Annotated in this window: 23 protein-coding genes; 9 read left to right on the forward strand and 14 right to left on the reverse strand. The window is 73.1% G+C overall.

Translation table 11 applies throughout. The annotated features are described in order from the left end of the window. Nucleotides 1–47: 47 nt before the first annotated feature. The 6 genes from ACZ3IL_RS23475 to ACZ3IL_RS23500 form a co-directional block, all read right to left on the reverse strand. Nucleotides 48–1,451: a nucleobase:cation symporter-2 family protein gene (locus ACZ3IL_RS23475; RefSeq protein ID WP_467393033.1), complete on the reverse strand. Its 1,404-nt coding sequence runs from the start codon at nt 1,449–1,451 to the stop codon at nt 48–50. A 67-nt stretch (nt 1,452–1,518) separates the two neighbouring features. Beyond that, on the reverse strand, nt 1,519–2,466 hold the full coding sequence (gene pucL / locus ACZ3IL_RS23480) for a factor-independent urate hydroxylase (RefSeq protein WP_467393035.1): 948 nt from the start codon (nt 2,464–2,466) through the stop codon (nt 1,519–1,521). A gap of 5 nt (nt 2,467–2,471) precedes the next feature. Next, nucleotides 2,472–2,879 (reverse strand): hydroxyisourate hydrolase, encoded by a 408-nt coding sequence (uraH, locus tag ACZ3IL_RS23485; protein ID WP_467393037.1) that lies wholly within the window; start codon nt 2,877–2,879, stop codon nt 2,472–2,474. Next, nucleotides 2,876–3,391, reverse strand: a complete 516-nt coding sequence (uraD, locus tag ACZ3IL_RS23490) for a 2-oxo-4-hydroxy-4-carboxy-5-ureidoimidazoline decarboxylase (RefSeq protein ID WP_467393039.1) — start codon at nt 3,389–3,391, stop codon at nt 2,876–2,878. Before uraD ends, uraH begins: the two co-directional genes overlap by 4 nt. Nucleotides 3,392–3,546: 155 nt before the next feature. Further along, on the reverse strand, nt 3,547–3,885 hold the full coding sequence (locus tag ACZ3IL_RS23495; protein ID WP_467393300.1) for a helix-turn-helix domain-containing protein: 339 nt from the start codon (nt 3,883–3,885) through the stop codon (nt 3,547–3,549). Nucleotides 3,886–3,929: 44 nt separating this feature from the next. Further along, nucleotides 3,930–4,214, reverse strand: a complete 285-nt coding sequence (locus ACZ3IL_RS23500; RefSeq protein ID WP_467393302.1) for a YkoF family thiamine-binding protein — start codon at nt 4,212–4,214, stop codon at nt 3,930–3,932. Nucleotides 4,215–4,356: 142 nt separating this feature from the next. Here ACZ3IL_RS23500 and ACZ3IL_RS23505 point away from each other — a divergent pair, with 142 nt between their 5' ends. From ACZ3IL_RS23505 to ACZ3IL_RS23515, 3 genes are all read left to right on the forward strand, one after another. After that, nucleotides 4,357–5,208 (forward strand): TIM barrel protein, encoded by an 852-nt coding sequence (locus ACZ3IL_RS23505; protein ID WP_467393041.1) that lies wholly within the window; start codon nt 4,357–4,359, stop codon nt 5,206–5,208. Nucleotides 5,209–5,255: 47 nt separating this feature from the next. Beyond that, a complete protein-coding gene (locus ACZ3IL_RS23510) occupies nt 5,256–6,146 on the forward strand; it encodes a 2-hydroxy-3-oxopropionate reductase (protein WP_467393043.1) in 891 nt (296 codons plus the stop codon). Nucleotides 6,147–6,341: 195 nt separating this feature from the next. Then, the gene (locus ACZ3IL_RS23515) at nt 6,342–7,799 is read left to right on the forward strand and encodes a catalase (RefSeq protein WP_467393045.1); all 1,458 of its coding nucleotides are present in this window, start codon (nt 6,342–6,344) and stop codon (nt 7,797–7,799) included. 300 nt (nt 7,800–8,099) lie between these two features. Here ACZ3IL_RS23515 and ACZ3IL_RS23520 read toward each other — a convergent pair whose 3' ends face one another. Further along, the gene (locus tag ACZ3IL_RS23520; protein WP_467393047.1) at nt 8,100–9,320 is read right to left on the reverse strand and encodes an MFS transporter; all 1,221 of its coding nucleotides are present in this window, start codon (nt 9,318–9,320) and stop codon (nt 8,100–8,102) included. Nucleotides 9,321–9,400: 80 nt separating this feature from the next. On the opposite strand from ACZ3IL_RS23520, the gene ACZ3IL_RS23525 reads away from it, so the two are divergent. Continuing rightward, nucleotides 9,401–10,372: an ArsR/SmtB family transcription factor gene (locus ACZ3IL_RS23525; protein ID WP_467393049.1), complete on the forward strand. Its 972-nt coding sequence runs from the start codon at nt 9,401–9,403 to the stop codon at nt 10,370–10,372. A gap of 81 nt (nt 10,373–10,453) precedes the next feature. On the opposite strand, the gene gcl is transcribed toward ACZ3IL_RS23525, so the two are convergent. Further along, nucleotides 10,454–12,241, reverse strand: a complete 1,788-nt coding sequence (gene gcl, locus ACZ3IL_RS23530; protein ID WP_467393051.1) for a glyoxylate carboligase — start codon at nt 12,239–12,241, stop codon at nt 10,454–10,456. 1,201 nt (nt 12,242–13,442) lie between these two features. On the opposite strand from gcl, the gene ACZ3IL_RS23535 reads away from it, so the two are divergent. The 4 genes from ACZ3IL_RS23535 to ACZ3IL_RS23550 all read left to right on the forward strand — a co-directional run bounded on the left by ACZ3IL_RS23535 (nt 13,443) and on the right by ACZ3IL_RS23550 (nt 16,841). Next, complete coding sequence (locus ACZ3IL_RS23535; RefSeq protein ID WP_467393053.1) at nt 13,443–13,814, forward strand: hypothetical protein; 372 nt, start codon at nt 13,443–13,445, stop codon at nt 13,812–13,814. 260 nt (nt 13,815–14,074) lie between these two features. Further along, nucleotides 14,075–14,857: a TIGR04222 domain-containing membrane protein gene (locus ACZ3IL_RS23540; protein WP_467393304.1), complete on the forward strand. Its 783-nt coding sequence runs from the start codon at nt 14,075–14,077 to the stop codon at nt 14,855–14,857. 49 nt (nt 14,858–14,906) lie between these two features. Then, a complete protein-coding gene (locus ACZ3IL_RS23545) occupies nt 14,907–15,434 on the forward strand; it encodes a GNAT family N-acetyltransferase (protein WP_467393055.1) in 528 nt (175 codons plus the stop codon). 387 nt (nt 15,435–15,821) lie between these two features. Beyond that, nucleotides 15,822–16,841 (forward strand): hypothetical protein, encoded by a 1,020-nt coding sequence (locus tag ACZ3IL_RS23550; RefSeq protein ID WP_467393057.1) that lies wholly within the window; start codon nt 15,822–15,824, stop codon nt 16,839–16,841. A gap of 302 nt (nt 16,842–17,143) precedes the next feature. On the opposite strand, the gene ACZ3IL_RS23555 is transcribed toward ACZ3IL_RS23550, so the two are convergent. From ACZ3IL_RS23555 to ACZ3IL_RS23565, 3 genes are all read right to left on the reverse strand, one after another. Continuing rightward, the gene (locus ACZ3IL_RS23555; protein ID WP_467393059.1) at nt 17,144–18,748 is read right to left on the reverse strand and encodes an AMP-binding protein; all 1,605 of its coding nucleotides are present in this window, start codon (nt 18,746–18,748) and stop codon (nt 17,144–17,146) included. Beyond that, complete coding sequence (locus tag ACZ3IL_RS23560; RefSeq protein ID WP_467393061.1) at nt 18,745–20,424, reverse strand: AMP-binding protein; 1,680 nt, start codon at nt 20,422–20,424, stop codon at nt 18,745–18,747. The genes ACZ3IL_RS23555 and ACZ3IL_RS23560 overlap by 4 nt, the downstream gene beginning before the upstream one ends. A 113-nt stretch (nt 20,425–20,537) precedes the next feature. Then, a complete protein-coding gene (locus tag ACZ3IL_RS23565; protein WP_467393063.1) occupies nt 20,538–21,677 on the reverse strand; it encodes a winged helix DNA-binding domain-containing protein in 1,140 nt (379 codons plus the stop codon). 244 nt (nt 21,678–21,921) lie between these two features. Here ACZ3IL_RS23565 and ACZ3IL_RS23570 point away from each other — a divergent pair, with 244 nt between their 5' ends. Next, nucleotides 21,922–23,208 (forward strand): radical SAM protein, encoded by a 1,287-nt coding sequence (locus ACZ3IL_RS23570; protein ID WP_467393306.1) that lies wholly within the window; start codon nt 21,922–21,924, stop codon nt 23,206–23,208. A 153-nt stretch (nt 23,209–23,361) separates the two neighbouring features. On the opposite strand, the gene ACZ3IL_RS23575 is transcribed toward ACZ3IL_RS23570, so the two are convergent. The 3 genes from ACZ3IL_RS23575 to ACZ3IL_RS23585 all read right to left on the reverse strand — a co-directional run bounded on the left by ACZ3IL_RS23575 (nt 23,362) and on the right by ACZ3IL_RS23585 (nt 25,228). Next, nucleotides 23,362–23,568, reverse strand: a complete 207-nt coding sequence (locus tag ACZ3IL_RS23575) for a cold-shock protein (RefSeq protein ID WP_467393065.1) — start codon at nt 23,566–23,568, stop codon at nt 23,362–23,364. Between the two features lie 147 nt (nt 23,569–23,715). Further along, nucleotides 23,716–24,375 carry a TetR/AcrR family transcriptional regulator gene (locus tag ACZ3IL_RS23580; protein WP_467393067.1) on the reverse strand — a complete coding sequence of 220 codons (660 nt, stop codon included), beginning with the start codon at nt 24,373–24,375 and terminating at the stop codon, nt 23,716–23,718. A gap of 88 nt (nt 24,376–24,463) precedes the next feature. Beyond that, on the reverse strand, nt 24,464–25,228 hold the full coding sequence (locus tag ACZ3IL_RS23585; RefSeq protein WP_467393069.1) for an SDR family NAD(P)-dependent oxidoreductase: 765 nt from the start codon (nt 25,226–25,228) through the stop codon (nt 24,464–24,466). Between the last annotated feature and the right edge of the window lie 75 nt (nt 25,229–25,303).

Here is a 25,303-nt window from a genome sequence, read left to right on the forward strand (position 1 = left end):
ACGGTGCTTCCTTCATTCCTCGGAAGTGGGGCGGGCACGGCGGGACCCTAGGAGGATTCGAGTGCCGGGGCCGTGCGGCTCCGGGCGCCGAGATGGTGGAAGAACAGGTTGAGCAGGACCGCGACGAGGGCGCCCGCGCTGATGCCGGAGCCGAGGACGGTCTGCGCCCAGGCCGGGAAGCCGGCGTAGAAGGTGGGGGCGGCGAGCGGGATGATGCCCGCTCCGAGCGCGACGGCCACCAGGACGATGTTGGAGCTGTCGTCCAGTCCGGCCTCGGAGAGGGTGCGGATGCCGCTGACGGCGATCGAGCCGAAGAGGACGATGCCGGCGCCGCCGAGGACGGGCATCGGGACCGTGGAGACGACGGCGCCGAGGACCGGGAAGGCGCCGAGGACGAGGAGGGCGCCGCCGGCGACGGCGACCACGTACCGGGAGCGGACCCGGGTCAGCGAGACGACGCCGACGTTCTGGGCGAAGGCCGAGGTCGGGAAGCCGCCGAAGACGGGGCCGAGGAGGGTGGCGACGCCGTCCGTGCGCAGGCCCCGGGTGATGGTCCGGCCGTCGGTGCGCCGCTCGCAGATCTCGCCGAGGGCGAGCATGCCGGCGCTGGACTCCGTCATCAGGACCAGCATGACGATGCACAGGGAGAGGATCGCGGCGGGCTGGAACTCGGGGGCGCCGAAGGCGAAGGGCGCGGGCAGGGCGGCGACGGGCGCCTCGCGCAGGGCGCCGAAGTCGGCCATCCCGAAGGGGATCGCGGCGAGGGTGCCGGCGAAGAGGCCGAGGAGGAGGGCGATCTGCCGGACGAAGCCCCTGCCGAAGCGCTGGAAGAGCAGGATGACGACGAGGGTGAAGGCGGCCAGCGCCAGGTACTTCATGGCGCCGAAGTCGGCGGCGAGCCGGTCGCCCCCCTGGGCCCAGCCGACGGGCACGGGCATCAGGGTGACCCCGATGAGGGTGATGACGACGCCGGTGACGAGCGGCGGGAAGAAGCGCAGGAGCCTGCCGAAGAAGGGTCCGACGGCGAGGCAGAAGACTCCGGCGACCATCACCGCGCCGTAGATGGCGGGCAGTTGGTGGCCGGGGGCGCTCGTCTCGGCGATGGCGAGCATCGGGGCGATGCCGGCGGACGAGGCGGCGTTGACGAACGGGAGCCGGTTGCCGGCGAAGCGTCCGAGGCCGAGGGTCTGCAGGACGGTCGCGCATCCCGCGACGAGGAGACTGGCCGCGATGAGCCGGGTCATGCCGGCCGTGTCCAGGCCGACGGCCTGGCCGATGATGAGCGGAGGGGTGACGACGCCGGCGTACATGGCGGCGATGTGCTGGAGTGCCGCGGGGACGAGCCGCGGGGCGGGGAGCTTCTCGTCCACCGGGTGGCAGGCTGCCGGGGTGGACGGCGGGGTGGAACACGGGCCTTCGGCGGGTGCCGGCCCCATTGCGGGCTGTGCCATGGGATTCCCTCCGGTCCGGTGCGGTCCCCGCCCGGTTGCGGGCGGGGACCGGCCACTCGGATGCCGCTTAGAGGTTGGTCATGTCGACCGGGATCTGCGCCGTGGCTCCGTCACGCAGGACGGTGGCCTCGATGAGGCCGTACATGCGGTCGGCGGCGTAGTAGACCTCGTTGTCGTTCTTCAGGCCGAAGGGTTCGAGGTCGACCAGGAAGTGGTGCTTGTTGGGGAGCGAGAAGCGGACTTCGTCGATCTCCGGGCGGTGGTTGATGATCCGCGTGGCCATCTGGTAGAGCGTCTGCTGGAGGGAGTACGAGTAGGTCTCCGCGAAGGCCTCGAGCATGTGCTTCCTGGTCTGCTCGTAGGACCGCTCCCAGTGGGGCATGCGCTGGTCGTCGTCGGTCCAGTTGAACCGCCAGCGGCCGGACACCTGGGTGGCCAGGATGCGGTCGTACGCCTCCTGGAGCGTCGTGTACTTGTCCTTGATGTAGCCCCAGAACTCCGAGTTGGTGGAGTTCATGACGACGAGGTCCTTGAGGCCGGAGATGACCTCCCACTTCTCGCCGTCGTAGGTGACCTGGGTGACGCGGGTCTCCTGGCCCTTGCGGACGAAGGAGTGGTTGACCTCGTCGGCGCCGATGAAGCGGGAGTTGGCGTCGGAGGAGGCGATGCGCTCCCAGGCGTACTCCTCGATCCTGATGCGGGCCTGCTTGATCGGCTCCTGGCTCGACACGAAGTGGCGGGCGAGGTGGATGCCGAACTGCTCGGCGGACTCGATGCCGTACTCCTTGGCGAACGCGAAGACGGTGTTCTTCGTCGTGTCGGTGGGGAGGCAGTGGGCGTTGGAGCCGGTGAGGTGGACGTCGCTGAGGTCGCCGGAGAGGGCGACGGAGACGTTCAGGTCCTTGATGTGGTGGGTGGCGCCGTCCCGCGTGATCTTGACGACGCGGTTCTCCGCTTTGCCGTACTGGTTCTGGCCGAGGATCACAGGGTGGGCAGGGCGGGAAAGGGGTGTCATGTCTGCTAGCTCCCTCGGTAAACGGAGTAGCCGAACGGGTTGAGCAGCAGCGGTACGTGGTAGTGCTCGCCCGGCACGACGGCGAACGTGATCGCCACCTCCGGGAAGAACGCACCGGCCGTACCGCTGTCCCGATTCGCGGGGGCGTCCTGCTGCGCCTCGGCTTGCTTGTTCTGCTTGCTCAGGAAGTACGCCTCGGTGTCGAAGTCGAGGCGCACGTGGGTGGTTCCCTCCGGCAGGGCCGGCAGGTCCTTGCAGCGTCCGTCCGCGTCGGTGGCGGAGCCGCCGAGCGCGGTCCACTCCGCGCCGGAGCCGGCGCGGGCCGCGAGCCTGACGGCGACGTCCCCGGCGGGGCGGCCGGCGCTGGTGTCCAGGATGTGGGTGGACACCGAGGCGGTGGTGTCGGTGCTCATGCGGTGTTCTCTTCCTCTACGAGACGGGCCAGCCGGATGCGGTTGATCCTGCCCAGTTCGGTGCGGACGGTTTCCCGCTCCTCCTCGGGCGAGTGGGCGATCCGTTCCCGGGCCGCGTCCCGCATCTGTTCTCCGGTCCTGCCGGTGGCGCAAATGAGGAAGACGTGCCCGAACCTTTCCTGGTAGGCCAGGTTGAGTTCGAGCATCTCGGCCTTGAGTTCCTCGGAGGCGCCGGCCATTCCGCTCTGTTCGCGGGAGGAGGTCGGGTCCCCGGCCTTCGGACGACCGATCGGCGGGTGCCCCGCCATCGCCTCGGCCAGGTCCTCGGCGGTCAGCTCGGCCATGGCGGCGTCACTGGCGAGGAAGAGGGCTTCGGCGGTGGTGTACGGGCGGCGGGCGAGGATCTTGCTCCCCCACGCCGAGCTGGCGCACACCTCGTGGAGCGCGGCGGCGGCCTCGCTCTCCGCCGAGGTGTTGAACCGGGTGAGGCCCGGTGTCGTACCTGAAGTCACGGGAAGCCTCCGTGGCTGTTTTTCGCTGTGCGTCGGACGGGCTGCGGATAGCTAACGCCCTCCGCCACACGACGTCAACAGTTTGTTGAAAAGTTGGTCACGCAAAAGCCGTCGTCCCGACATCCGGACGACGGCTTGCGGTCACGCGTGCCCAACTAGTCTTTCCCGGCGGTCTTTTCCCTGTTCAGAGCGGTTTCCCGGTTCAGGTAGTTGTAGACGGTGAAGCGGCTGACGCCGAGCGCGCCCGCCACCGTCTCCACCCCGTGGCGCACGGAGAAGGCGCCGCGCGCCTCCAGGACGCGGACGATCTCCTGCTTGGACTTGCGGTCGAGCTCCGACAGCGCCGTCCCGTGCCGCCGCTCCATCGCCGCCAGGATGTGGTCCAGGGACTCCGAGAGCTGCGGGAGGCGCACGGCGAGCACGTCCTCCCCCTCCCAGGACAGGACCACGTCGTCGGCCTCGGCCCGCCCGGGTTCGAGCAGTTCGGCGCCCATGGCGTCCACCAGGGGTTTCACCGCGGCGATCAGGGGGTGTTCGTTCACTTCTCGCCCCCCTCGGCCGCGCCGCTCTTCCCGGCCCCGCCCTCCCCGATCACGTTGACCTGGAGCGAGACGCGGGTGGCGCCGGCCGCGAGCGATTCGCGGAGCAGCGCGCCGACGGCGGCGAGCACCGCGTCCGCGCCGCCCTCCGCCGTGTTGCCGAAGGGGCCGACGTCGACCGCGTCGAGGTCGGCCGACCGGAGGACCTCACGGGCCACGACCGCGTGCGCCGGCGCCTCGTCGAGGTCGAAGGGTTCGGTCGTGAACTCCACTTTCAAACGCACCATGCCCCCACGCTACGGCCCCCGCCCGGCCCGGCGGGAGCCCCGGACCTGCGGGGACCTCTTGACAAGCACGCCCGGCACCTTGCAGCATTCCGTCAGACAGAAACTTACTTCCGCGATACGGAAGGAGCGCCCACCCCTCATGACCCGCTTCCCGACGGACGCCGTCACGGACCAGCGCTTCGATGTGAACCTGTCGATCCTCTTCACGGAACTCCCGCTCCTGGAGCGACCCGCGGCCGCCGCCGCGGCGGGCTTCACCGCGGTCGAGCTGTGGTGGCCCTGGATCGACGACGCCACCCCCGGACAGAGCGAACTCGACGCGCTCAAGAAGGCCCTCGACGACGCCGGCACCCAGCTGGTGGGCCTGAACTTCTACGCCGGACGGCTCCCCGGCCCGGACCGCGGAGCCCTCTCCGTGCCCGGTGAGGAGTCGGACCGCTTCCGCGCCAACGTCGACGTGGCCGCCGGCTTCGCCGCCTCGGTGGGCTGCAAGGCGCTCAACGCGCTCTACGGCAACCGCGTCGAGGGCGTGGATCCGCAGGTCCAGGACGCCCTCGCCCTGGAGAACCTGGTCCTGGCCGCCCGCGCCGCCGACCGCGTCGGCGCGATCCTCCTCGTCGAGACCCTCAACGAGCCGGAGTCGCCGCTCTACCCGCTGGTGAGCGCCCCCGCCGCGATCGAGGTCATCGACAAGGTCAACGCGGCCACCGGCCTCGGCAACGCCAAGTTCCTCCTCGACGTCTACCACCTGTCGATGAACGGCGAGGACGTCAGCCGGGTCATCGCGGAGTACGCGGACAGGACCGGCCACGTCCAGATCGCGGACAACCCGGGCCGCGGCGCGCCGGGCACCGGCGACCTGCCCCTGGAGCGGCTCCTCGGCGAGCTGAGGAAGGCCGGTTACGACGGCTGGATCGGCCTGGAGTACAAGGCCGCCGACGCCGCCGCGTCCTTCGGGTGGCTCCCGGCCGAGGCCCGCGCGGCCCGCTGACCAGCACCCCCTCCCCGTACCACCAGAGCTTTCCGAGAGGCACCCTCATGAGCACCCTTCCCAAGGTCGCGTGGATCGGCCTCGGCATCATGGGTTCCCCCATGTCCGAGAACCTCCTCAAGGCCGGCTACCCGGTCACCGGCTTCACCCTGGAGCAGGACAAGCTGGACCGCCTCGCCGCGGCCGGCGGCACCGCCGCGGGCTCGATCGCCGAAGCCGTCCGGGACGCCGACGTCATCATCACGATGGTGCCCGCCTCCCCGCAGGTCGAGGCGATCGCCTACGGCCCCGACGGCATCCTGGAGAACGCGAAGCGGGGCGCGCTGCTCGTCGACATGTCGTCGATCACCCCGCAGACCTCGGTCGACCTCGCCGAGAACGCCGCGGAGAAGGGGATACGCGTCCTCGACGCCCCGGTCTCCGGCGGCGAGGCCGGTGCCGTCGAGGCCGTCCTCTCGATCATGGTCGGCGGCGAGCGGGCCGACTTCGACGAGGCCCTGCCGATCCTGGAGGCCCTCGGCAGGACGATCGTGCTGTGCGGTCCGCACGGCTCCGGCCAGACGGTGAAGGCCGCCAACCAGCTCATCGTCGCGGTCAACATCCAGGCGTGCGCCGAGGCCGTGGTCTTCCTGGAGAAGTCCGGCGTGGACCTCGGCGCCGCCCTCGACGTCCTCAACGGCGGCCTGGCCGGCTCGACCGTCCTGACCCGCAAGAAGGACAACTTCCTGAACCGGGACTTCAAGCCGGGCTTCCGCATCGACCTGCACCACAAGGACATGGGCATCGTCACCGACGCCGCCCGCGCCGTCGGCGCCGCCCTCCCGGTCGGCGCGGTCGTCACCCAGCTCGTCGCGTCCCTGCGCGAGCAGGGCGACGGCGGCCTGGACCACTCGGCCCTGCTCCGCGCCGTCGAGCGCCTCTCCGGCCGGCAGGTCTGATCCCCCGCCCCGCTCCCGGGGCCCCCGATTTCCGGCCGGCGGCGGTGCCGACACTTGTCCTGTCGCGCCCAGGCGCCGCCGCCGGCCGGAACACCACACTTCGATTTCAACAAACTGTTGACGTTTTTCGAGTGGCGTCCTTACGCTCCTCACCACTTCAGCAGTGCATCCCGTACGGAAGGTCGACCCGACGAAATGACGCAGCGCGTGCTTACGACCGAGTCCGGCGCCCCCGTCGCCGACAACCAGAACTCCGCCACCGCCGGCGTCGGTGGTCCCCTCCTCCTCCAGGACCAGCACCTGCTGGAGAAGCTCGCGCGCTTCAACCGCGAGCGCATCCCGGAGCGCGTGGTGCACGCCCGCGGCTCCGGCGCGTACGGGTACTTCGAGGTCACCGACGACGTCACCGGCTTCACGAAGGCCGCCTTCCTCTCCGGGACCGGCAAGCGGACCGAGACCTTCGTCCGCTTCTCCACCGTGGCCGACTCGCTCGGCGGCGCGGACGCGGTCCGCGACCCGCGCGGCTTCGCGGTGAAGTTCTACACCGAGGAGGGCAACTACGACCTCGTCGGCAACAACACCCCGGTCTTCTTCATCAAGGACCCCCTCAAGTTCCCCGACTTCATCCACTCCCAGAAGCGCGACCCCTTCACGGGACGCCAGGAGCCGGACAACGTCTGGGACTTCTGGGCCCACTCCCCCGAGGCCACCCACCAGATCACCTGGCTCTTCGGCGACCGCGGCATCCCCGCCTCGTACCGCCACATGCACGGCTTCGGGTCGCACACCTACCAGTGGACCAACGAGGCCGGCGAGGCCTTCTTCGTCAAGTACCACTTCAAGACGAACCAGGGCATCCGCAGCCTCTCCGCCGAGCAGGCCGCCGAACTGGTCGGCAAGGACGCCAACTCGCACCAGACCGACCTGCTCCAGGCGATCGAGCGCGGGGTCAACCCCTCCTGGACCCTCTACGTCCAGATCATGCCGGCGGCCGAGGCGGCGGACTACCGCTTCAACCCGTTCGACCTCACCAAGGTGTGGCCGCACGCCGACTACCCGCTCCGCCGGGTGGGCCGCCTGGTCCTCGACCGCAACCCGGACAACGTCTTCGCCGAGGTCGAGCAGGCCGCGTTCTCCCCGAACAACTTCGTGCCCGGCATCGGCCCCTCGCCGGACAAGATGCTCCAGGGGCGCCTCTTCGCCTACGCGGACGCCCACCGCTACCGCCTCGGCGTCAACCACACCCTGCTGCCGGTGAACGCCCCGAAGGCGACCACGGCGCAGAACTACGGCCGGGACGGCCTCATGGCCACCCGCAACGGTTCGCGCCACGACAAGAACTACGAGCCCAACTCGTACCAGGGCCCGGCCCAGACCGGCACGCCGCTCTCCGCGCCGCTCGCGGTCCACGGCTGGACCGGCACCCACGAGGCGCCCGCGCACGTCAAGGACGACGACTTCTTCCAGGCCGGCGAGCTGTACCGCCTGATGTCCGAGGACGAGAAGGGCCGGCTCGTCGCCAACATCGCCGGCAGCCTCGCGCAGGTGTCGCGCGAGGACGTCATCGAGAAGAACGTCGCGCACTTCGCCGCCGCCGACCCGGAGTACGGCCGGCGCGTGGCCGAGGCGGTCGACGCCCTGCGCGAGCACTGATCCACGAAGACACCCAGGCTGCGTACGGCACCCGACGGGAGGTCAGTGCCGTACGCGGTCCGGAACACCGGCCCGCATGAGGGGTGGCCGGCGATCCGGACAGCGTGAGGACCGCGGCGGCGCCGAGCCAGTGCGGTGGCCAGGGCACCCGGCCCCCCTTCCTGACCTGAAGGAAGGGGCGGCCGTGACGCCCGTCGGCGCCGCCGCGGTCCCAACGCCCCCCCTGCCGGGGGAACCCCGGGACTCCGCCCGGTGGTGCGAACGTCCTGTCGCGCCCGCCCAGCTCGCACCACCGGGCGGTCATCGAGCGGAAGAGCGCGGAACCAGACCCACGGTCCCTGGTTCCGCGCTCTTCCCCTTTCCTCCCCCCTCCCGGTCCGCCCGCGCCAGCAGGAACGTCACGGCGAGCGAGGCCAGGGCCAGGAGCACCATTCCGGTCCGTGGCGAGGCGTACTGGGCGAGGGCGCCGGCGAGCGCCGCGCTCAGCCCCTGGAACGCGAGCGTTCCCGAGGAGTGCAGACCGAGGGCGTGACCGCCCAGCTCCTCCGGCACCAGCTCCATCAGCCGTTCCTGGTGCAGCAGGCTCGCCCCGTACCCCACCGCCGACACCGTGACGAGCGCGAGCGCGAGCGGAAGCCCGGGGTCGAGGGCGAAGAGGAGGAACGGGGCCGCGAGCAGCGCCTGGAGCGGGAAACGGAGCCGGCCGCGCAGCCGCGCCGGTACGAAGCGGCCGACGGCGGTGTCCCCGGCCAGCATGCCGAACGCGCCGCAGGCGAAGAGCGGCCCGGCGTGCCCGGGGTCGTACGGCACGAACAGGGACTCGCAGCCCACGATCAGCCCGTTGGGCACCCAGAGCGCGAGGTAGCAGCGGCGGCGGGCGGGCGCGGACAGGAGCCGCGCGTTGGTGCGCCAGGTCTCGGCGACGGAGGGCCGTCCCCCGGCGCGCGGCGGGCGCGCCGCGAGGCCGAGGCGGGCGAGCAGGGCGGCGGCGAGGTACAGCACGGCGCCGGCGAGGACCGCGCCGCGCGGCGAGAGCAGGGCGACGAGGAGCCCGCCGGCCACGAAGCCCCCGATCTGGCAGGCGCCGGCGGCCATGTTCGTCACCGAGCGACCGAGCAGGTACTCCTCGCGCGGAAGGATCTCGCCGAGGAGCCCGTACCGCACCCCGCCGCCCAGCGAGGCGGCGAGCCCCTCGGCGAGGAGGACCGCGAAGACGGCCCAGGTCGGCAGGGCGGGAAGGGCGAGGACGGCGGTGCCCACCGCGAAGAAGAGGGCGATTCCGGAGAGCGCGGCGCGCGGCGGCAGCCGGTCGGCGGCGGAGAGCAGGGTGGTGGCGCCGAGGAGCTGGGCGAGCGAGGGGCCGAAGAGGGCGAGCGCGGAGAGGAAAGGGGAGCCGGTGGCGTGGAAGACGAGGGTGGCGAGACCGAGCCCGGCCACCGTCTGCGCGGCGGTGTGCGCGGAGCCGGTGAGGAAGAGCGGGGTGAACCCGGGGGTGCGGAACAGGGCGCGGTAGCGGGACATGCGGGAAGTCTCGGAGAGACCCGGCGCGCACCGTTATCTTTTCGCGCGGAGGCGAAACACAGGGTGCGGGAGGCGGCGGAATGGGCTGGTGGCGGATCGGGACCGACTCGCTCGCGGGCGGCCGTTTCGTGCTCTCGCCGCTGGCCGAGACGATCGCCGCGCTCAAGGTCCTGCACGCGGCCGCGGCGTCCCATCCGGGCGAACGCGCCTGGCTGGAGGCGTCGTTGCCCTCCTACCGGGCGCGCCTGGCGGCCGAACCCCTCGACGCCCTGCTGGTGCGGTCGGCGATCGGCCGCACCTGGAACGCGGACTTCCTGACCCCGACGCCCCTGGGCGGGGGCGAGCCGTCCTTCGAGGAGGAGGTGGAGGCCGTGCGCGCCGCCGACCCGGCCGGCGCGGTGCCGCAGCTGGCCGTCGCGCTCGGCGGGCCCGTGCCGGAACCGCTGTGTTCGGCGCGCGATCTGCCCGGACGGATGGCGGAGGTCCTGACGTGGGTGTGGCGGGAGACCGTGCTGCCGGAGTGGCCCCGGCGGCGGAGGGTCCTCGAAGCGGACGTGACGGCCCGGACCGCGCGGCTGGGCCGGGGCGGCTGGGCGGCGGCCCTGGACGAACTGTGCCCGGGGAGGACGCGCTGGCTGGGCGACGGCCGGCTCCAGGTCAACACCCGCGCCCACCCGCCGCGTTCGGTGGACGGCGGCCGGCTGTTCTTCGTTCCGGTGACCCCGGCCACGGGCTGGGTGTCCTGGGAGGGCACGGAGCGGTTCGCGGTGGTGTACCCGTGCGCGGGCGTCCTGGCGGACGCCTCGGGACCGGTCGTGCCACAGGCGCTCGGCGCGCTGCTCGGCCCGGCGCGGGCGGGGGTGCTCGTGCGTCTCGAAACCCCGTTGTCCACGAGCCAGCTGGTGGCCCTGACCGGCCAGGGCCTCGGCTCGGTGGGCCGGCACCTGAAGGTGCTGCGGGAGGCGGGACTCGTGCGGCGGGGCCGGGCGGGCCGGTCGGTGCTGTACGCGTGGACGGAGGCGGGCGCGGTGCTCGTGCGGGCGCCGGGGTGAGCACGGGGCGGCCCCCGTCCCGGCGTTCGGGGGGACGGGGGCCGTGGTTCCGGCGGGCCGCGGCGCGCCGCGGGCGCGGGATCAGACCCGGAGGGCCCTGATCGCGGTCGGCGCGTGACCGGGCTCGGTGGCCAGTTCCTCGAACTCGGTGACGTCGCTCATGTCGGCCGTCCGGCTCATCGCGATGTTGGTGACGCGCTCCAGGATCGCCTCGACGACGACCGGCACCCGGTGCTCGACGGCCAGCTTCCTGGCCCGCTCCAGGGCCTCGCCCAGCTCGTCCGGGTCCTGGACGCGGATGGCCTTGACGCCGAGGCCCTCGGCGACCTTGACGTGGTCGACGCCGTAGACGCCGATCTCCGGGCTGTTGATGTTCTCGAACTCCAGGTTGACCTCGAAGTTGATGCCGAGGCCGCCCTGCGCCTGGCGGATGAGGCCGAGGTAGGCGTTGTTCACGAGGACGTGGACGTAGGGGACCTTGTGCTGGGCGGCGACCGCCAGCTCCTCGATCATGAACTGGAAGTCGTAGTCGCCGGAGAGCGCGACGACCGGGGTCTCCGGGTCGGCGGTGGCGGCGCCGATGGCGGCCGGGACGGTCCAGCCGAGCGGGCCGGCCTGGCCGCAGTTGATCCAGTGGCGCGGCCTGTAGACGTGCAGGAACTGCGCGGCGGCGATCTGGGAGAGGCCGATGGTGGTGACGTAGCGGGTCTCCGGGCCGAAGGCCCTGTTCATCTCCTCGTAGACGCGCTGCGGCTTCATCGGGATGTCGTCGAAGTGCGTGCGGCGCTGGAGGGTGGCCTTGCGCTCCTGCGCGGAGGCGGCCCAGGCGGTGAAGTCGGGGAGGCGGCCGGCGGCCTTCCACTCCCCGGCGACCTCCAGGAAGAGTTCCAGGGCGGCCCTGGCGTCGGAGGCGACGCCGTAGTCCGGGGCGAAGATCCTGCCGAGCTGGGTGGGTTCGATGTCGACGTGGACGAACTTCCGGCCCTCGGTGTACGCGTCCAGGTTGTAGCCCGTGTGGCGGTTGGCCCAGCGGTTGCCGATGCCGAGGACGAAGTCGGACTCCAGGAAGGTGGCGTTGCCGTAGCGGTGCGCGGTCTGGACGCCGACCATGCCGGCGGCCAGCTCGTGGTCGTCCGGGATCGTGCCCCAGCCCATGAGGGTGGAGATGACGGGGACGCCGGTCAGCTCGGCGAACTCGACGAGCAGGTCGGAGGCGTCGGCGTTGATGACGCCTCCGCCGGCGACGATCAGCGGGCGCTCGGACTCCAGGAGGAAGGAGAGGGCCTTCTCGGCCTGGGCGCGGGTGGCGCGCGGCTTGTAGACCGGCAGCGGCTCGTACGTCTCCGGGTCGAACTCGATCTCGGTGAGCTGGACGTCGATCGGCAGGTCGACGAGGACCGGGCCGGGGCGCCCCGAGCGCATGAGGTGGAAGGCCTGCTGGAGGACGCCGGGGACCTGCGCGGCCTCCAGGACGGTGGTGGCGGCCTTGGTGACCGGCTTGGCGATGGTGGCGATGTCGACGGCCTGGAAGTCCTCCTTGTGGAGCTTCGAGACCGGGGCCTGGCCGGTGATGCAGAGGATCGGGATCGAGTCGGCGCTCGCCGAGTACAGGCCGGTGATCATGTCGGTGCCGGCGGGGCCGGACGTGCCGACGCAGACGCCGATGTTGCCGGCCTTGGCGCGGGTGTAGCCCTCGGCCATGTGGGACGCGCCCTCGACGTGGCGGGCGAGCGTGTGGCCGATGCCGCCCACGTTCTTGAGCTCGCGGTAGAAGGGGTTGATCGCCGCGCCGGGGACGCCGAACGCCTGGGTGACGCCTTCGCGCTTGAGGATCTCGACGGCCGCTGCGGCGGCGGTCATACGGGGCATGGGAGTACTCCTGCTTCGGCCGGGCGGATCCAGGAGGTTCCCTCCGCCGGGAGGCTCACCTCGCTGTTTCCGTAATGCGGAAATACTGTTCTGCTATACGGAAGCAATGTAGGCGGGGTGGCGAAGAACCGTCAAGAGAGGTCCGCCCGCCGGGACGGGCGGCGCGCCCGCGCCGCCCGGAGGAACCGAAGTGGCCGAACAGCCTCCCCCGGGACGGCGGATGGGTGGACGATGGGAGCGAGCGACAGGGGGTTGGGTTGTGGGCGATTCCGTACCGGTGCGCTGCCCGGAGTGCCTGAGCACACGGGCGTACGCGGCACCCGCCTTCCCCTGCGCGTGCGGGAGCCCCGTGGCCGCCCCGGTGGCGGCGGGCGCGGCGGAGCCGATCACGCGCCGGAACTGGGCGGACGAGTGGGTCACCGTCCGCTGCGGCGCCTGCGGCCGGCGGGGCGACTGGCCCCACCCGGAGTTCGCCTGCCCGTGCGGCACGGTCCTGCGGGTGCCGGTCCGGACGGCGGACGACGGGGGCCGGGACGGTACGGCGGGAGGGGGGCCCGCGGGCGGCCCGGAGCACGACGCCGCCCCGGCGGCCACCGCGGAGGCGTCGCGTCCCCCGGGCGGACACGCGCCGGACGGGAGGAACCCCTCCGGCGCGGGGCCCGGCGCGGGAGCCGGACCCGGGCGGTACGGCGCGGGACCGGGACCGGACGGACCCGGCGGGCCGGCGGCCTCCCCCGACGGCCCCCGGAACGGACCGTCCTCCGGGGCCGCCCGGCGCCGTGCGGCGGGACCCGGCTCGGAGTGGTTCGGCACGGGCCCCGGCCCGCTCCGTTCCGGCGGCCCCGGCTCGGGCTCCGGGTCCGGGAGGACGGAGTCCGGCCGCGCGGACGGTGCGCGTGCGGACGGCAGCGGACCGGACGGTGCGCGTCCGGGCGGGACGAGCGGGGGCGGTGCGCGTCCGGACGGCATGAGCGCGGACGGTGCGAACACGGGCAGTACGAACGCGAGTGGTACGCGTCCGGACGGTACGAGCGGGGCCGGCCCGGTCCGGGCCGGCGACGGCGGCGCCCCCGGGGAGCGGGGTCCCGGCGGGCCGCCGCGCACGGGGCCGCACCGCGCGTTCGCCGGGCGCCCGCCCGCGCACATCCCGCCGCCTCCCGTGGTCCCGCGCCCGGGACCGGGACGGGGCGCGTTCCGGCCCGTGACGATCAGGACGGCGCGGGACGCGGTGGCCGCGGCCGCCGGGTACCTGCGCTGGCTCGGGTTCCGGGACGTCGTCCAGCCCGAGGAGCGCCCCGCGTCCGGGGTGGACCTGCGGGCCCCGGGGCTCGTCGCCCAGGTGGACCCGACCACCCGGCCCGCCGGGCTGCGGGCGGTCGAGTGCCTCTGGCTCAACGGCCTGAACGCGTCCGCCGTGAGCGTGTTCTTCTCGCTCGCCGGTTACACCCCGGAAGCCCGTTCCCGCGCCGCCGAGATCGGCCTGCCGCTCTTCGTGCTCGATCTGACCGGGACCCCGCAGCCGGTCAACCACGCAGCCGACGAACTGGCCGCGGGCGGCGCCGGCTCACCGTAGGACATACGCAGGGCATACGGAGGACGGACGGGGAACGCGCCGGGAACGTACGGGGGCACACCGGGAGCACGCGCGGAACGCGCCGGAGACGTACGGGTGGTGCGCCGGGAGCACGCACGGAGCGCACCGGAGGCACGCCGGGACGCGCACCGGGAACACGCCCCTCCGTTCCCCTCCGCACCACCTCGGCATGCGAAATCGGCCATTCACGCGTGACGATCACGCTCCGCCGGGCACAACACCCTTGGGGGGTGGACGTCATGGGGACGGGGACGTGGTGGTTCATCGGAGCGGCCTGGGGCGGACTGCTGCTCGCCGCCGCGCTGTTGCGAACCCGCAGCGGGGAGAGCGGGGAACGGGACACGGACCACGTGCCGACACCGCAGGCGCTCGCGCTGCTGCGGGGCGGGCGGCGGGCCGCCGTCACCGTGGCGCTGGTGGCGCTGCACCAGCGCGGAGCGGTCGCGGCGGGCCGCAAACATACGATTCGGGCCAACGGCGGGCCGGGCCGGACCCGTGACCCCGTACAGCTCGGCGTGCACGGGTCGCTCCGCCGCGCCCTCGCGCTGGGGGAGATCGCCCAGCGGCCGGAGGCGCGGCGGGCCGTGGAGGCGCTGAGCGGCGAACTGCGGGGGGCCGGGCTGCTGCGGCCGGTCCCGAGGCTGCGGGCCGCGCGGGTCCTGCTGTGCTGCGTGCCGCCGACCGTCCTCGTGGGGGCGTTCGCGACCGGGGCGTCCGGCGCGGACCTCGCGGTGGCGCTCGCGGCCGGGGCGCCGCCGGCCCTGGGCGCGGTGGCGCTGCTGCGGCTGCCCGTCACGACCGGGGCGGCGCGGCGGCTGCTCGCCGGGCTGCGGGAGCGGTACCCGCTGCCGGCCCACCGGCAGGAGGTGACGGACGGGGGCCTCGTCCAGTTGTACGTGGCGCTGTACGGCGATCCGGCCCTCGCCCTGTTCCTGCCCCGCTTCTCACGGGACGGGGGGCTGCTCGACCGGCCCCGGGAGGAGGGGCGGGACCGTCCGGCGGCCGGCGGCCCCGCGCGGTGAGGGCACGTCGCGCCGTGTCCGCCCGCGCCGTCCCGCGTCATACTGGCGCATGCGCATCAGAGCGGCCGCCCCGGCCGAACTCCCCCTGCTCCAGGACATCGAGCGGGCGGCGGGCGAGCCGTTCCGCTCCCTCGGCATGGCGGCGGTCGCCGACGACGACCCGCCGGCCCTGGACGTCCTGGAGACGTACCGCCGTGCGGGCCGGGCCTGGGTGGCGGTGGACGGCGCCGACCGTCCGGTGGCGTACCTGATCGCCGACACGGTCGACGGCGCCGCCCACATCGAGCAGGTGTCGGTGCGTCCGGACGCCGCCCGCCGGGGCGTCGGCCGCGCCCTGATCGAACACCTGGCGCGGGACGCCGCGCGCGAAGGCCTGCCGGCGCTGACGCTGACGACCTTCGCCGAGGTCCCCTGGAACGCCCCGTACTACGCCCGGCTCGGCTTCCGCCCGCTCGCGGACTCCGACCCGGCCCTCACCGAGGGGCTGCGCGCCGTCCTCAGGGCGGAGGCGGCCCACGGCCTGGCGGCCTGGCCCCGGATCTGCATGCGCCGGGACCTCACCGCCGTGCCCCGGTGACCCGGGTCGAAGATTCCTCGCCAGTCGGGCACGAGTCGTCCCGGTCCGGGGATTCCACCGTTGTCGGTGACCGGTGACCGGCGGGCCGGTGACCGGCGGGCCGGTGACCGGCGGGCCGGTGACCGGCGGGCCGGTGACCGGCGGGCCGGTGGCGTCGTCGCACGACGGCCCGGGCGCCGGCCCCGGGGCCGTGGATCGTGGACGAGTTCCTCCACGAAGCGGCCGCCCACTGCCGGCGAGTCCCCGACCCGGGTCGCCAGAGGCGGGCGGTCCGGCGGGGACGGAAGGGCCGGAAGGTTTGCCCGAAGGACTGCCCCGCCGGAGCTGGCGGGGGCGGCGGCGGGCATGTTCCATGGGCGGCGCCGCTTCGTGGAAGGAATCACCCCGTTGACCCAGTACGAACGTCCCGCCGGCCGGGCCGCCGACAGGCACGCCCCGGCTCCCCGGACGCCCGTTCCCTCCCGCCAGGCCGGCATCCTCGGCCTCCAGCGCTCGGTGGGGAACGCCGCCGTGCTGCGCGTGCTCCAGCGGAGCGGACACGCGTACGCCCAGCCCTCCGTGCAGCGCCAGGCGCAGGGGGAGGAGCAGCACCGGCACGGTGCCGGGTGCGGGCACCAGCAGGACGTGCAGCGGTCCGCCGCCGCTTCCGGGGGGCCGCAGGTCCAGCGGCTCATCTATGACTCCGTGGACAACGGCGCGACCGAGGAACTGTTCCTGGAGACCGAGGAGGAGGCTCGCGCGCATTACGAGAGCCGGGGCGTTCCCCAGGAGGTGGTGGACCGGCTGGCGGCGCTGGCGGGGAACGAGGACCAGTTCCTGACGCAGGACGAGGCGATGACGATGTCACGGAACGCCGTCACCGGAGCGATCAACGTCATCACCCCGCAGGAGGCCAACTTCCTGGTCGATCTCGCGAAGAACCGCATGGGTGGGGTGTCGGCCTACGACCCGGACATGACGGGTGTGGCGCAGGGAATCCTCGACAACATCTCGCTGGGGAGGGGGCTCGCCCCCGGGTCGGTGGTGGCGAACAGGGATTCCATCACCGGGTTCGGCCACCACCGGTCGCACACCGACATCTTCGTGCCGCACCCGGGCCCCTGGGTCCACCTGGCGCCGCCCCACGACCTCGCCACCTGTCTGGAGCATGTGATGGGGCCGTCGAGCCATGCCTCCGTGCTGACCGACAACGAACCCACCCAGGGGTTCGGACAGACGCTCATCGACAACATCGACGCGATCAACGCGGCCCATGCCGGCGATCCGGACTACGTCCCCCTGACCTACACCGTGACCGAGGAGAACGTGCAGGAGGGCCAGCCGGTCGACCTGGGGGTCCGGTCCAACGTCCCGTACAACACCGTCCACCGGCCCGAGTACCGGGTGATCCGGGTCTCCCGTGCCTGAGCGGCGGCACGGGAGACGGGTCCGCCGCCGTGTCTTCCGTGCCGCCGGCGCGCCGGCACGAGCATGGGGCGGAAGAAGTGGACCGGGGTCCGGCTGAGGTGCGAGCGGTGCGGGAGGCCCGCGTCCCGTGCTCCGCCTCACCGGCACCCCCGACGAGCCCGGGACAGTCCTGTACGGCCGCGCCCCTCTCCGGCGGAGTGCCTCCACCGGCGAGGCCGTCGAACTCGTCCTCGCCGAGCGCATGGCCCCCGCCGCACGATGCGTCCCGACGGCCGGCGGCGTCATGATCCACCCGCCTCGGCTCACCGGCTTCCGGCGTACCGCTCCCGCAGCTCCACCTTCCGCACCTTGCCGCTCACCGTCATCGGGAACCCGGACAGGATCTCCACCCGGCGGGGGACCTTGTAGGGGGCGAGCCGGTCGCGGCAGAAGTCCCTGATCTCCTCCGGGGTGGGCGGGTCGGCCGGGTCGCGCGGGATCACGCAGGCCAGGATCTCCTCGCCGTACCGTTCGTCGGGGACGCCGACCACCTGGACGTCCGCGATCTTGGCGTGGCCGTGGAGGAACTCCTCGATCTCGCGCGGGTAGACGTTCTCCCCGCCCCGGATGATCATGTCCTTGATGCGGCCGACGATCCGCACGTAGCCGTCCTCGCGCATCACCGCCAGGTCGCCGGTGTGCATCCAGCGGCCCGCGTCGATCGCCTCGGCGGTCTTCTCCGGCTCGTTCCAGTAGCCCAGCATCACGCCGTAGCCGCGGGTGCACAGCTCCCCCGCCGTGCCGCGCTCCACGGTCAGTCCGCTCGCCGGGTCGACGATCTTCACCTCGACGTGCGGCATGACCCGGCCGACGGTGCCGGTGCGGCGCTCCAGGTCGTCGTCGCGGCGGGTCTGGGTGGAGACGGGGGAGGTCTCGGTCATGCCGTAGCAGATCGACACCTCCGCCATGTTCATCTCGGCGACCACCCGCTTCATGACCTCCGCCGGGCACGGCGAGCCGGCCATGATCCCGGTGCGGAGGGTGGACAGGTCGTACGTCGCGAAGTCGGGGAGGTTCAGCTCCGCGATGAACATCGTCGGCACCCCGTACAGCGAGGTGCAGCGCTCCTCCTGGACCGCCCGGAGGGTGGCGGCGGGGTCGAAGGAGGGGGCGGGGATCACGATGCAGGCGCCGTGCGAGGTGGCCGCGAGATTGCCCATGACCATCCCGAAGCAGTGGTAGAACGGCACGGGGACGCAGATCCTGTCGTCCTCGCCGTAGGCGATCATCTCCCCGACGAAGTAACCGTTGTTGAGGATGTTGTGGTGGGAGAGCGTGGCCCCCTTGGGGAAGCCCGTGGTCCCCGAGGTGTACTGGATGTTGACGGGCTCGTCGCAGGAGAGCGGTTCCGGGCACAGTTCCCCGGGCGTGCGGGTGAGGAACGCGTCCCAGCTCGCGTCCCCGAAGTACACCGCCTCGCGCAGCCCCGGGCATTCTCCCCGTACCCGGTCGACCATCGCCCGGTAGTCGCTCGTCCGGTGGGCGAGCGAGGCGAAGAGCAGGGAGACGCCCGACTGGTTCAGCACGTACGCCAACTCGTGGGCGCGGTAGGCCGGATTGACGGTGACCATGACGGCGCCGACGCGGGCGGTGGCGTACTGGACGAGGACCCACTCCGCGCGGTTCACCGCCCAGACGCCGACCCGGTCGCCCTTGCGGACACCGCTGCCGAGCAGCGCGCCGGCGATCCGGTCCACGTCCGCGCCGAACTCCGCGTAGGTCCAGCGGCGTCCGGCGGGGACGTCGACGAGCGCCTCGCGGTCGGGCCAGGCGGCGACGGCCCGGTCCAGGTCGGCGCCGATGGTGTCGCCGAGGAGCGGGGTGGTGGAGGTGCCGTGGGCGTACGAGAGTTCCTTCGGCGTGCTCACGCGAGGTCCCCCTCGGTGTACTCGGTGCCGCCGCCCTCGGCGGTGAGACGGCGCAGCTCCACCCGGCGGATCTTCCCGGAGACGGTCTTGGGCAGCTCGGCGAACTCGATGCGCCGGATGCGCTTGTACGGGGCGAGGACCGCGCGCGCGTGCGCGAAGAGGACCTTGGCGGTCTCCTCGCCCGGCTCCCAGCCCGCCGCGAGCACCACGTACGCCTTGGGGACGGCGAGCCGCACCGGGTCGGGGGCGGGGACGACGGCGGCCTCGGCGACGGCCTCGTGCTCCAGGAGGGCGCTCTCCAGCTCGAAGGGGCTGATCTTGTAGTCGGAGGCCTTGAAGACGTCGTCGCTCCGGCCGATGTAGGTGATGTACCCGTCCTCGTCCCGCGCGCCGATGTCGCCGGTGCGGTAGTAGCCGCCGGCCATCGCCTCCGCCGTGCGCTCCGGGTCGCCGTGGTAGCCGGCCATCAGGCCCACCGGGCGGTCGGACAGGTCGAGGCAGATCTCGCCCTCGTCCGCGTCCGGGCGGCCGGTCACCGGATCGAGGAGGGTGACCCGGTAACCGGGGCTGGGGCGGCCCATCGAGCCCTCCTTGAGCCGCTGTCCGGGGCTGTTGGAGACCTGGACGGCGGTCTCGGTCTGGCCGAAGCCGTCCCGGACGGTGACGCCCCAGGCGCGCCGGACGGCCTCGATGACCTCGGGGTTGAGCGGTTCCCCGGCGGCGACGACCTCGCGCGGCGGGGTCGTGAGCTGCCCCAGGTCGGCCTGGATCAGCATCCGCCACACGGTCGGCGGGGCGCAGAAGCTGGTGACGCCGTTCCGTTCCATCTCGTCCATGAGGCGGACCGGGTCGAAGCGCGTGTAGTTGTGGACGAAGACGGTCGCCTCCGCGTTCCACGGCGCGAAGAGGTTGGACCAGGCGTGCTTGGCCCAGCCGGGCGAGGAGATGTTGAGGTGGACGTCACCGGGCCGCAGGCCGATCCAGTACATCGTGGAGAGGTGCCCGACCGGGTACGAGGCGTGGGTGTGCTCGACCAGTTTGGGGCGGGCGGTGGTGCCGGAGGTGAAGTACAGCATCAGCGTGTCGTCCGCGCGGGTGACGCCGTCGGGCTCGAAGGCGTCCGGCTCGCGGGCGGCGTCCTCGTAGGCCAGCCACTCCCCCGTCCCGTCGCCGCCGACCGCGATCCGGGTGTAGTCGCCGGGGACGTCGTCGAACTTGGCGGTGTCCCCGGCGCGCACGACGACGTGGCGGGCGCCGCCCCGGTCGACGCGGTCGCGCAGGTCGGCGGGGCCGAGGAGGGGAGTGGCGGGGATGAGGACGGCCCGCAGCTTCATCGCCGCGAGGGCGGTCTCCCACAGTTCGGCCTGGTTGCCCAGCATGACGACGATCCGGTCGCCGGCGCGCACCCCCCGGCCCCGGAGCCAGTTCGCGACTCTGCTGGAGCGGGCGGACATCTCCGCGAAGGACACCTTCGTCCCGGAGCCGTCCTCCTCGACGATGTGCAGGGCGGTGCGGTCGTTGCCCTCCGCGACGACGTCGAACCATTCGAGCGCCCAGTTGAACCGCTCGGGCCGGGGCCACACGAAGCCCTCGCGGGCCGTCTCGTAGTCCTCCCGGTGGGTGAGCAGGAAGTCCCGGGCGGCCCGGAACTCCTCGGTCGCGCTGGTCGCCGTCATGTGTCCTCCTCGTCGCGGGCCGGTCCAGGACATCGTGTAATCAGTGACCCCGGTCCCACCACCCCCCGTCCGGGGAGGAATCCCCGGACGGGGGCCCGCGGACCCCGTGCGGGTCACCCTTCCGGGTCGCGGAGGACGATCTCGTACGGCACGCCCGGCCGGCCCGTGATCCGCAGGGTCCGCTCGGCCTCGGCGGCGAGGGCCTCGCCCTGGGCCCGGGTGGGGCGCTCGAAGGGCTCGACGGTCAGGGTGGTCCGCTCTCCGCCCTCGTCCAGGTACCAGCGTCCGGCGAGGAACCCGTCGAGGAGGAAGGCGCGGAGGGCCCGGTTGCCCTTCCAGATGCGGGAGCGGTCCCCCGGCGTGATGACGCGGGCGCGGTCGGCGTGCGAGAGGAGCAGGTTGTCGTACTCGGGGAGGAACCGGGGCGGGGCGGGGACGTCCCCGTCGGGGCGGGGCGCGTCGGGGAGGTCGAAGAGTTCGGTGCCGCGCTCGTCCCGGAAGACCAGGAGCCGGGGCCGCAGGCGGTCGAAGGCGGTGCGGAGCCCGGTGAGCCCGCACCAGGTCTGCATGTCCCTGACGGAGGCGGGCCCGAAGGCGCGGAGGTAACGCGGCACGGCCTCGTCGCGGCCGGCGTCCGGGTCCGCGGTGTCCTGGGGGGCGGCGTCCCCGAACCACGCGTCCGTGGTCGTGAGCGCGACCCGCCCGCCGCGCCTCCAGAGGCCGCGCGGGGTGACCTGGACGAGGGGGAGCAGACAGCGGGCGGCGGTGGAGAGGGAGGTGGGGTCGGCGCCGGGCCACTCCTTGAGCAGTTCCCCGCGCAGTTCCGCGGGGGTGCGGGGCCGTTCCTCGACGAGCGCGCGGGAGAGGGCGGCGAGCCGGCCGAGGTCGACGCCGTCGAGACCGCCCCGGGAGACGAAGAGGGCGAGTTCGCGGTCGACGGCGCCGGGCTGCGCGAGCCGGCGGAGGGCGACCGCGTCGCGCGCGGTGTGGGTGTGCACGGTGGAGCGCAGGGTGACGATGCGGGCGACGGCGCGGGACTCCATGAGTGCGGACAGCTCCTCGGGCCGGAAGCCGTCGAGGCGGGCGGCGAGCGCGTAGTACGGGGGTCCGGCCTCCTGGGCCTGGAGTCCGACGAGGTGGTCGACGGCCTCCCCGGCGCCGAGCGGGGAGCGCCGCAGCAGCAGCTGGCGTGCGAGGGTGGCGCGGTTGAGGGCACGGGTGCCGAGCACGGGAGGGGTCGTCCTGAGGGCCATGGCGGGCACGCTACCCACCCTTGCGGACAGTTCCGGTCCGCAAGGGTGACGGTGCGGACGCGGGCGGGCGGATGCCCTCGCCGACGGGCCGACGGGCCGCGCGGCGGGGACCGGGGACCCGGCCGACCCGCCGGCGGCACGCGCGCGTAGCGTGGGGCGCACGTCGGCTCCATAGCCCCTCACCCCTGGAGATCCGCCTGTGACCAGCGCCGCACCGACCCGCACCTCCGTCGTGGAGTCCCTCATGGAGCGCTTCCCGGGGATTCCCCCGGAAGCCGTGTTCAAGGAGGACCTGCTGCGCGGCGGGCTCGCCTTCGACCCTTCCGCGCTGTCCGGCAACGAGGGCGGCGAGGTGAAACCGAAGTCGTACTTCATCTTCTCCTTCGACCACCGGACGCTGCCGGAGCTCGGGGAGGCGGCGCTGAACCGTCCGCCGGAGGAGATCGTGCTGACCGGCGGCCCGTACGGGCTGCGCCGCACGGTGGTGTCGGTGCGGGTCAACCCGTCGTCGCCGTACCGGGTCGCGCCGGACGCCGACGGGGCGCTCGCGCTGTTCCTGGACGGGGCGCGGATCGCGGACGTCGGGCTGCCGCCGATGCCGGAGTACTACCGGCATCCCCTGTCGAACGGCAAGTCCGTGATGGAGGTGGCGCCGACCATCCAGTGGGGCTACCTGATCTATCTGACGGTCTTCCGGGTGTGCCAGTACTTCGGTGCCAAGGAGGAGTGCCAGTACTGCGACATCAACCACAACTGGCGCCAGCACAAGGCGGCGGGCCGCCCGTACACCGGGGTGAAGCCGGTGGACGAGGTCCTGGAGGCGCTGGAGATCATCGACCGGCACGACACGGCCCGCGCCTCGACCGCGTACACCCTGACCGGCGGGGCCGTCACCTCGCAGGTCGGCGGCAAGGACGAGGCCGACTTCTACGGGCAGTACGCGCGGGCGATCGAGGAGCGCTTCCCCGGCCGCTGGATCGGCAAGGTCGTCGCGCAGGCCCTGCCCAAGGCCGACGTGCAGCGCTTCCACGACTACGGCATCCGGATCTACCACCCGAACTACGAGGTGTGGGACCGGCGCCTGTTCGAGCTGTACTGCCCCGGCAAGGAGCGCTACATCGGCCGGGACGAGTGGCACCGCCGCATCCTGGACTCGGCCGAGGTCTTCGGGCCGCGCAACGTCATCCCGAACTTCGTCGCCGGGGTCGAGATGGCGCGTCCCTCGGGCTTCCTCACCGTGGACGAGGCCATCGCCTCCACCCGCGAGGGGCTGCGGTTCTTCATGTCGCGCGGGATCACGCCCCGGTTCACCACCTGGTGCCCGGAGCCGACGACGCCGCTGGGCCGCGAGAACCCGGACGGGGCCCCGCTCGAGTACCACCTGCGGCTCCTGGAGGCGTACACGGAGACGCTGCGGGAGCACGGGCTGACCGCCCCGCCCGGTTACGGGCCGGCCGGTCCCGGGCGCGCGGTGTTCTCGGTCAGCTCGTTCATGGACGCGCTGGCGCCGGAGCCCGGTTCCGGGGACTGAGGAGTCCCCGGAGGGGCGGCCCGGACCGCCGGCGGCACCGGCCGCCGGCGGTCCGGGCGCGCACCCGTCCATGCGCCCGCCCGTCCGTGCGCGCACCCGTCCGGGTGCGTCCGGAAGGGTGGCCAGGGCGGGTCCGCGCGCGGGCCGGGCCCGTCAAAGACGCAGCTGCCTGGCCTCGAACCGGCCCTCCCCGAGGACCAGGACGAAGGAGACCTGCTGCCCCTCCGAGAGGGTCCGGCTCTCGTCCTCGATGTCGTCGGCACTGAACCAGATCTGCTCATCGGAACCGACGGGCACGACGAACCCGTACCCGCCGAGACGGTTGAAGGAGTGCACGAACCCTTTGCTTCTTTCTTCCACCGCGGCCTCCTCCTCGGTGCCGGTGACGCGATCGGGGTGTCCCGGCCGGGTGGTCCGGCCGGGACCGCGTCTCAGAGGAGATCTACCCCGCCCGTCCGGGCTTCGCCCGCCGGTGCGCCGAGCAGTCCCGGACATCTCGTAGAATATTCAACAGAGGTCCGGTGCGGGAGATCCCCCGTGTCCGGCACCGGACCTCGCCCCCCGCGTCCCGCCCGTGCCCCCGCCCGGGTACGCGATCCGCGCCGCGATCCTGGCGATGCGCGCCGCCGTCTCCCGGGGAGGGTCCACCGGCTGGACGATGTGGCTGACGGTGAGCCGCACGACCGCCTCGACGGCGAGTCCGCGCGACTCCTCGTCCACGTCGGGCCACGCCTCGGCCGCGTACGCGTCGAGCATCGCCATGGCGGTGCCGAAGACCGGTTCCGGGCGGGTCGTGAGGTAGGCGAGCAGGTCGTCCCCGCCCTCCCGCGCCGCGACCAGGACGCTCCTGATCAGCGGATCGTCCACGACCCGCTGGAGCGTGTACCCGATCCCGGCCACCGCGGCCGCCTCCAACTCGCCCCGGTGGCCGTCGAGTTCGCGCTCGATGCCGACCAGGAAGCCCTCCAGCTCGCGCTGGACGAGGGCGGTGCCGATGGACTCCTTCGAACCGAACTCGTTGTAGAGGGTCTGACGGCTGATGCCGGCGTCCCGCGCGACGGAGGTCATGCGCAGCCCGCCCCAGCCCTCGGCGGCGACGAGGCGGTGAGCGGCGTCGAGCACCTGCTCGCGCAGCAGGGAGCGGACGCTCTCGCGGAAACGTGTCATCGTCCCCTCACTTTATCGACCGGACACCGCCCCGAGCAGGGGCCCGCACGGGCTCTCCGGGCCGGTTCGGACCCCCGGGGCGCGGCCCTCAGAGCGCACTGCCGCCCGTCACGTCCAGGTACTGGCCGGTGATCCACCGGGCGTCGTCCGAGACGAGGAAGGCGACCACGTCGGCCACGTCCGCGGGCGTCCCGAGCCGGTTGAAGACCGAGAGCGCGGCGAGGGCGGCGCTCGCCCCGGGCGTCGCCCTGCGCCGCGCGTTCATGTCCGTCGCGATGTACCCGGGCGCCACGGCGTTGACCGTGATCCCCCGGGGCCCCAGCTCCTTGGCGAGGGCGAGCGTCATCGTGTCGACGGCCCCCTTGGTCATCGCGTACGTGACGGAGTCGGGGAAGGCGTGCTTCGTCACCGCCGAGGAGATGTTGACGATCCGGCCGCCGTCCCGCAGCAGGCCGAGGCCCCGCTGGATGAGGAAGAGCGGGGCCTTGACGTTGATCGCGACCAGCCGGTCGAAGACCTCGGTGGTGAGCTGGTGGATGCGGCCGGAGCCGCTGGCGCCCGCGTTGTTGACGAGGATGTCGAACCCGGGTCCCGCGTCCCGCTCCGCGAGGCCGGCCGCCAGCCCCGCGTAGAAGGTGTCGACGGCGTCCGGCGCCTCCAGGTCCGCGCGGAACGGGAAGGCCCGGCCGCCCTTCTCCCCGATGGCCCGCACCGTCTCGCGGGCGGCCTCCTCGTTGCTGCCGTAGTGCACGGCGACCAGGGCGCCGTCGGCGGCGAGCCGCTCCGCGATGCCCCTTCCGATGCCGCGGCTCGCCCCGGTGACGATCGCGGTCCTGCCGGCCAGCGCGGACATGTCGGTGACGCCTTCTTTCGGTTCGGTTCGGGCGGGAGTGGTCGGGGTGTGTTCGGGAGGGGCGGTCGGGGTGCG

This window comes from Streptomyces sp. NPDC014907, from assembly GCF_055562975.1.